Source organism: Prosthecobacter sp. (assembly GCF_049294395.1).
Lineage (GTDB): Bacteria > Verrucomicrobiota > Verrucomicrobiia > Verrucomicrobiales > Verrucomicrobiaceae > Prosthecobacter.
In genome coordinates this window covers 24,201-30,454 of the sequence record NZ_JBAQCR010000400.1, presented here as the reverse complement: position 1 = coordinate 30,454, position 6,254 = coordinate 24,201, and the positions used below count along the sequence as shown (strand labels likewise).

Here is a 6,254-nt window from a genome sequence, read left to right as displayed (position 1 = left end):
CCGACGGCAAAGCCAGCTGCTTCCACCTCAGATCCCGCCGCCTCATCATCCTCTGGATGCGCGTCCCCTCCCGCGAAAACGCCAGCTGCGTTTTCGGCCTGCTCGCCCACGAGGCCCTCCACGCCGCCTACGCCATCATGGACGGCATGGGCATGAAGCCCGATTTCGCCAACGAGGAACTCACCGCCTACACGATCCAGTTCCTGATGAACAACTACACCCAATCCATCGGCATCCCGATGCCCATCACCGAGTAAACCCAGATGTGCCTCCCCACCATCGAGCACCCCTTTGTCCTGCTCCACGAGCCCGATCGCATGGAGCAGCTGCGCCGCCTCAAGGACAACAGCGTGGACGCCATCATCACCGACGGTCCCTACGGCCTCGGCGAGGAACCGAACGCCCTCGCCATGCTCATCGACTGGATGTCAACCGGCTACCACGAGGTGAAGAGCAAACGCGGATTCATGGGCAAAGAATGGGACCATTTCGTGCCCCAGCCCGTCCAGTGGCATGAATGCCTCCGCGTGCTCAAGCCCGGCGGTCACGTGCTCGCCTTTGCCAGCACCCGCACACAGGACCTCATGGCCCTCGGCCTCCGCATCGCCGGTTTCGAGATCCGCGACATGATTTCATGGCTCTACGGCTCCGGCTTCCCCAAATCCCACAACCTCGAAGGAGAATGGGAAGGTTTCGGCACCGCGCTCAAACCTGCCCAGGAACCCATCACCCTCGCCCGCAAACCGCTCGACGGCACGATCGAGGCCACCGTCCTCAAATGGCACACCGGCGCCCTCAACATCGACGCCTGTCGCATTCACTCCCACGACTCCCAAGGCTACGCCTACACCGCGCAGCGCATGGCTCCTGGAGCCGCTCAGAACAGGGACGGTAAAACCCACCAGCAAGACGTGGACTTCACCGGTCACACTAAAGACGGCCGCTGGCCCGCCAACGTCATCCACGATGGCAGCCAGCTAATTCTAGACCTGTTCCCTGCAGCGTCAGGAGCCAAAGGCGATGTCACCGGCAACGAGCCCACCGCCAACGGCTTCAGCGGCAACGTGTATCACGGCGGCAGGCTGGGCCGCACCGCCTCCGCCATCCCCCGCGTGGAGGTCGACACATCCGCCGCCCGCTTTTTCTACTGCGCCAAGACCAGCAAGTCAGACCGCAACGAAGGCTGCGCCCACCTTCCCGACAAGGAATGGGCCGCCGAGGGTGCCTGTGTCCCCGAGCGCAAGCGCCGGCCTTTCAATCCTTCCAAGAACAACCACCCCACCGTCAAGCCCACCGCGCTCATGCGCTACCTCTGCCGCCTCATCACCCCGCCCGGTGGCATCATTCTGGATCCCTTTCTCGGCTCCGGCTCCACCGGCAAAGCCGCCCGCCAGGAAGGCTACCTCTTCATCGGCATCGAGAAAGAACCCGAATACCTCACCATCGCCCAAGCCCGCATCGAAAACGCTACCAAAGAATAACACATCCTGCCATGGAACTCCCTTACACCACCGCCCAAGCAGCTGCCGCGCACGACCAATGGAACGCCATGTGCGGCCACTACTCCATTGCAGCCGCCACCGGCCGCCCTTTGGAGGACATCCGCACCGCCGGCGTCCCGCTCAAAGGCTGGATGAACCCCACCATGATCAGCCAGACCCTCGCGGCATTGATCGTGCCCGCCGAGCGTTTCCTCCTCAAAGAACTCGGATATGACGTACCGCAGGACCTCGTCAAACTCCCCCAATTCAGGCAAGGAACCATCCTCCGCGTGCAGTGGGAAGGCTCCTGGATGAACCGCGGCGTGCCCGCAGGTGCGCGGTACCAGCGCACCCACTACATCGCCTGCAAAGACGGCACCATCATGGACCCCGCCTTTGATCCGTCAGTCTCACTACGTGTCGAAGACTGGCTGCAGGTCGTCACCAACGACATCGTCCCCCAGATCAAAGGAGCAACTGGCTACCACTTCACCCATGCTTGGATCATCACCCCATCTCCTCTCTCCGACCTGTTAACCCTCCTCAAAGACTCATGAACACCCTCGACTCATCCATCCATGCCCTCAAAGACACCCCCGGCACCTGCCCCGAGGCCCAGCACCTCATCGCCGCCGCCCAAAAAGTAGCCACGAGAGAAACCACCCTCGAGCAGGTCATCGCAGATACGCTGGCCACCAGGTGCGGCCTGGCCCCTCCCGGCTGGAAATGCGCCCGCAAAACCGGTCACACCGGACCCTGTGCAGCCGTGCCCACACGTCCCTGCGGTACTGTTCCCATCATGCTCTCCGACGAACCTTGGATAGGCGTCGATCTCGACGCCACCCTCGCCCATTACGACGAATGGCGCGGCATCGACCACATCGGCCCGCCCATCAAAGCCATGCAGACCCGCGTCAAACAGTGGCTCTCCGAAGGCAAGCACGTCCGCATCCTCACCGCCAGTGTCGGCCCCCAGCGCCACGATGTGCCCCACACGATCGAGGAAATTACCCACCACATCGAGCAGTGGTGCCTCAAACACCTCGGACAGGTCCTCCCCGTCACCTGCGCCAAAGACTACAACATGGTTGCCTTCTACGACGACCGCTGCATGCAAGTCATCCCCAACGATGGCACCTGCGTCGTGGACGACTTCAACCAGCGCCTCATCGACCGCACCACCGGCTTCATGCAGACGCTCGGCCAGCAGGCCCTCGAACTCAACCACCTGCGCACCGAACTCCGGCAGGAAAAAGAAATCCTCTCCGCCTTCACCGAAGTCTACGACCTCACACCCGCGCCCGAAGATCAGACCCAGTACGTCCCATCCCACATCCTCGCCCTCGCCCTCCGCCAGCGCGATGAAGCACACCGCGAACTCGTCGAAGCAGGGTGGACGAAAACGGCAGGAGCGGAAAGATGGAAGCCTCCAGTGAACGAAGAGATGGGCAAACTCTGGAACCGCACTTGGGCCGCCGAAGAAGCCCTCACCACCCAGGGTGCGCAGGTCGTGGCGTTGCTCGATGCGCTGCAAATGCGCCAGCCTAAGTGCATTCTTGATCTTCTGACCATCTCCCATGAGGCGCTTTCCCATTTGTTTGAAGTCCACGATTGCGACACTCACGGCCACGAAAATTGGATGGCCGTGCGCGATCAAATACCCGTGTGCGTCGAGTCTTTAAAGCAAGCCCTCTCCACCCCACCGCCTCCCGTGGTCCCTCTGGCGGATGTCCTGCCACTCGTGGACGCACTGCAAGGCTGCTACGACGCCACAGACTGGCCCGCCGACGGTACCTCCAAACAAGAAACGACTCTCGCCACTTTCCTCTTCAAACACCCAATCCATTCTAACTCTTCAAATCTTTCATCATCGTCTCCAAGTCCCGCAGCGTCAGACCCGCCTCCACCCGTGCCGGCTTCACAAACACCTTGCCCCCCTGAACCGACCACCCCACCCGGTCTACCTTCTTCAACCGGTCAGCCGCCTCCTGCCGCAGCAGACGTTTCGCCGCCTGATCCGCCAGCCACGCCTGCTGCTCCTCCACCGTCCGCACCGCACAGCCCTGCCCCACCACCCTGAATACCTGCTTGCGCTGCTCTTCGCTCATCATCACAACGTCCAGCATCCGCGTGTCATACTTGCCCCGCTTTACCTCCACCACCGGCAGCCCTTCCCTCAGAAACCTCTCCTGATCCTCGATGCCCAGCTTTCCCAAATACTTTGCCGCCAGGCCGGACACCGTCGCCAGCTGCGGATGCAGCATGCCCGAACCCACGCGCTCCAGCTTGGCCCAGAAATCCCGCAGGCTTGGCCGCGTCTGCTCCACGATCTTTGCCCGCGCCTTTTCCGGCAGTTCCACCCAGCGAGCCGCCGCCTTGCGGATCCCGTCCAGGCTCCTCTTGATGTCCGCCATGATCTCCAGCAGCACCTCGTGCTCCGTCTTGGACAGGCCCGTCACCTCCACGGGAATGGAAGTGGTAATCGCGTTGGGTGTGCTCATGCTGCTTTGCGTGGTGTTTTGGGGTTGGATTTTTTACAATTTGAATCGCTGGTGCGGGGAGGGCGTGCAGGCCCTTGAGGCACGGAAGCAAGCAATAGCTGTGCGTCGTGCTGCCGTGCCAGCCTGCGCCTCTCGCGTTGCCGCTGCATACGCCACTCATGATTCTCCAGCGCCCACAGCTTCTTGCGCTTCTTCTCCGCGCTCGCCCGCGACTTGAGAGTGCGCCCGGTGACCTTCTTTCCCGACTCCGCACGCCGCTTCCCCTGCCGGTATTCGGCCTGGTATTTCCTCATGTACTCCCTGCGCGCAGCCTCGTCTTTGAACGGCATCTGCCAACAAAACACACAATCGCAAACATCGCAAACATGCAACTCCACTGAACTTTCTGCTGAACTCCAAAAGCAAAACCCTGCTGAACAGGATTTAATTCGTTCAATCAGAACCATTTGAAACAAATGGTGGCTCGGGACGGAATCGAACCGCCGACACGGGGATTTTCAATCCCCTGCTCTACCGACTGAGCTACCGAGCCTCTGACTTGAAGGGCCGGTATAGGAGCAAGCTCCCATCATGACGCAACGTGTTTTTCGCATGTCGCGCAGATTACTTCGCACTTATTTTCCTTTCGCCGACATCGCGATCAAAACCCAGGCGGCCATGAAGCTCAATCCGCCCAGTGGAGTGACGGCTCCCAGCCATTTCGTTCCGGTGTAGGCAAGCACGTACAGCGAGCCACTGAACAGCAGGATGCCCGTGAAAAAAAGGCGCCAGGCCCAGACCATGATCGGTTTGCTGCTGGCCAGCAGCGTGAGCAGCAGCAGCACAACGGCATGCGGCAGCTGATACTGCACCGCCGTCTCCCAGTGGGCGAGTTCTCCTGCAGCCACAAGTTTGTCATGCACCGGCCCGTGGGCGCCTGAAGCCCCCAGAGCGATGGCAAGGAAACCCATGAGGGCGGAAAGACGAAGGCGGAAAGGATCGGGCTGCATAAGATGAGAATGACGCTTGTAGCATGACGAATGGCGAGGGCTGCACAAGCGCTCTGTTTCTCCCGCCCCCATCCTTCAGCAGCCTTATCCTTCTTCCTCTACCTTCACCTGTTGGATACTCCCCGCCGCCCATCCATCCCGCGCTTCGGATATAAACCGCGCGACTTGCAGCAGATCCTTGCTGCCCGGCAGAGACTCCACACCACTGGCCACATCCACAGCCAGGGGCTGCGTCTGCTCCACCGCCTGACGCACGTTGTCCGGGGTCAGTCCCCCGGAGAGCAGAAACTGCTTGGAGGGAAACATTTCCTTGGCACGCGCCGCGAGCTCCCAGGGAAAAGCATGCCCGCCACCGCCGTAGGTGCCGGGATTGTAGGCATCGAGCAAAATCGAATCGCACGGATACTCGCCGATCTGCGCCAGTGACGCCGCATCGCGCACCTGCAGCGCCTTGATGACGTTCACACCGCGCTTCATCAGCCGCTCCACATCCGCCGGTGTTTCATCACCGTGGAGTTGCAGTGCCTGAAACAGCTGGCTGGAAATCGCCGCATCCAGAAGCGCCGCATCCGGATTCACCAGCACGGCCACCAGGGCATTCTTGGCCGCCACATTCTGCAGTGAATTCACCGCCACCTCCAGCGGCATGTGGCGTTTCGACTTGGGCCAGAGATTGATGCCCACGGCATCCGCACCCATTGCAAAGATCACAGCAGCCTGCTGGGGCTGGGTGATGCCACAAATTTTGACACTGCGACGCTGAGGATCAGGGAACATGAGGTGTTGAAAAAGGTGGAAAAGTAAATCCCTGGCGCTCTGGCAGCAAGGAGGCTGTCACAGCCAGAAGCACATCGAGCTTCGGCGGCAGCGGCATGCTGCCACGCACGCGCACATCACGCTGCAGCTCCTGAAACCGCAGCCCATCCCCGGGCTGAATAAGGAAAATCACCGGCGGCGCGGCATGCGCACCAGCATGCACCATCGGGTAGGCCTTGCTCAGCAGGCGGTCGAGCATGTCGCCCGTCATGTCAGGCAGCGGCAGTGAAAACAAAAACAGCGAGTACTCACGCTGCAGCGCCAGTTCAAAGGCACGCTCTCCGCTGGGCGCATCATCCACCTCGCAGATGCGGAAGGCCATCAGCGCCTCGCGAATCACACGCCGGTAGGGCAGGCTTGCCTCTGCCAGCAGGACACGTGGAATGGCTGGCGCGATCGGATCAGATGCGAAAACAGTGTCAGATGCCGTTACCGCAGCAGGCTTCTCGACCGGGGCACTATTCATG

The 6,254-nt window shown here is 61.1% G+C and carries 9 protein-coding genes and 1 tRNA gene; 3 read left to right on the top strand and 7 right to left on the bottom strand.

Features of this window, described 5'->3' with window-relative positions; all coding sequences use genetic code 11:
• The 3 genes from WAW39_RS27545 to WAW39_RS27535 form a co-directional block, all read left to right on the top strand.
• Positions 1-257 (top strand): hypothetical protein (locus WAW39_RS27545; protein WP_422322483.1); only part of this gene is annotated, 257 nt, incomplete at its 5' end.
• A 6-nt stretch (positions 258-263) separates the two neighbouring features.
• Positions 264-1,481 (top strand): DNA-methyltransferase, encoded by a 1,218-nt coding sequence (locus WAW39_RS27540; RefSeq protein ID WP_422322481.1) that lies wholly within the window; start codon positions 264-266, stop codon positions 1,479-1,481.
• 11 nt (positions 1,482-1,492) lie between these two features.
• Entirely contained in the window at positions 1,493-2,038 is a 546-nt protein-coding gene (locus WAW39_RS27535; protein ID WP_422322480.1) for a hypothetical protein, read from the top strand.
• A gap of 11 nt (positions 2,039-2,049) precedes the next feature.
• Here the strand turns inward: WAW39_RS27535 and WAW39_RS27530 are convergent, their stop codons facing one another.
• From WAW39_RS27530 to WAW39_RS27500, 7 genes are all read right to left on the bottom strand, one after another.
• The gene (locus tag WAW39_RS27530; RefSeq protein WP_422322478.1) at positions 2,050-3,075 is read right to left on the bottom strand and encodes a hypothetical protein; all 1,026 of its coding nucleotides are present in this window, start codon (positions 3,073-3,075) and stop codon (positions 2,050-2,052) included.
• 253 nt (positions 3,076-3,328) lie between these two features.
• Positions 3,329-3,982: a hypothetical protein gene (locus WAW39_RS27525; protein WP_422322476.1), complete on the bottom strand. Its 654-nt coding sequence runs from the start codon at positions 3,980-3,982 to the stop codon at positions 3,329-3,331.
• Positions 3,979-4,428 carry a hypothetical protein gene (locus WAW39_RS27520; protein WP_422322474.1) on the bottom strand — a complete coding sequence of 150 codons (450 nt, stop codon included), beginning with the start codon at positions 4,426-4,428 and terminating at the stop codon, positions 3,979-3,981. Before WAW39_RS27520 ends, WAW39_RS27525 begins: the two co-directional genes overlap by 4 nt.
• A 10-nt stretch (positions 4,429-4,438) precedes the next feature.
• A tRNA-Phe gene (locus WAW39_RS27515) sits at positions 4,439-4,514 on the bottom strand.
• Positions 4,515-4,596: 82 nt separating this feature from the next.
• Entirely contained in the window at positions 4,597-4,971 is a 375-nt protein-coding gene (locus WAW39_RS27510; RefSeq protein ID WP_422322472.1) for a DUF423 domain-containing protein, read from the bottom strand.
• 84 nt (positions 4,972-5,055) lie between these two features.
• Entirely contained in the window at positions 5,056-5,748 is a 693-nt protein-coding gene (locus WAW39_RS27505; protein WP_422322470.1) for a phosphoribosylanthranilate isomerase, read from the bottom strand.
• Entirely contained in the window at positions 5,738-6,253 is a 516-nt protein-coding gene (locus tag WAW39_RS27500; protein ID WP_422322468.1) for a hypothetical protein, read from the bottom strand. The genes WAW39_RS27505 and WAW39_RS27500 overlap by 11 nt, the downstream gene beginning before the upstream one ends.
• Position 6,254 lies beyond the last annotated feature (1 nt).